The sequence below is a fragment of the Halorubrum sp. SP3 genome (genome assembly GCF_005435195.1).
GTDB classification, from domain to species: Archaea; Halobacteriota; Halobacteria; order Halobacteriales; family Haloferacaceae; genus Halorubrum; species Halorubrum sodomense.
In genome coordinates this window covers 1-916 of the sequence record NZ_SGTU01000153.1, presented here as the reverse complement: position 1 = coordinate 916, position 916 = coordinate 1, and the positions used below count along the sequence as shown (strand labels likewise).

Genomic DNA, 916 nt, shown 5'->3' with positions numbered 1-916 from the left:
AACTATGAAACCAAGCAACCAATCCAACGCGGACGACAGGGCAGTGAGTCCCGTCATCGGCGTCATCCTCATGGTCGCGATTACCGTCATCCTGGCGGCGGTCATCGGGACGTTCGTTCTCGGACTCGGCGACCAGTTAGGAGATACCGCGCCGCAGGCATCGTTCTCGACGGATAATGCGGCACTTAACGGTAGCAACATTGACTTTGATGTGACGAAGACGGGAGGTGGGGATCTCGACCCCAGCCAGATCGTGTTAGTCGTTGATGGGACCCGTGTGGGTACAGTCTCTGCTAACGCAACCTCAGTTAACGATCCATGGCGGACAGGAACGAGTGCTGTCTTTGAGAATATCGACAATGGACAGTCCTACACTGACGGACAGAATGTTGATATACGACTAGTTCACGACCCCAGCGGTAACAGTATCTACGAGACCACGATAACCGTTCGTTCACCGTAGAAATACTCTGGAACCGCAGCTTTCTATTTAACAATCTGCTGTAATTTGTTGAGTAAACTCCTTTTGAGCTGCCGCTCACGCTCGCCAGCGATCTTGAGACTGATTTGGCAGAAAATTCACGCTATCCCCTCATATATAATATCTCAATCCCGTCAGACCGGTGTGACTGAGCCGTTCCATTTGAACTAGTCCCAGCAGGTCGGCCACAGCTATGACGGCTGGTACCCGTAACACAACCGGTTAATCCACCTCACGCGACGAGCGCACTAACCAAAGCATATCGACCGCGGATCATGAATACGTCCACGTCTGGGCTACGGGTCGCGCCGAGAATTCCCTTGTATAAGTTTTCAACCTAATCTCACGGATTTCAACAGCATCGGCATTACACTGTCTTCCGAGAAATATACTGGATATGTTCGATCCCTGGGAAGTTCGTACTGACGAACCGCA

Annotated in this window: 1 protein-coding gene; it reads left to right on the top strand. The window is 51.5% G+C overall.

The genetic code is table 11. The features are described 5' to 3' along the window. The coding region (locus EXE42_RS15980) for a type IV pilin (protein ID WP_394348006.1) at positions 1-463 on the top strand (463 nt) is incomplete at its 5' end. Positions 464-916: the final 453 nt, after the last annotated feature.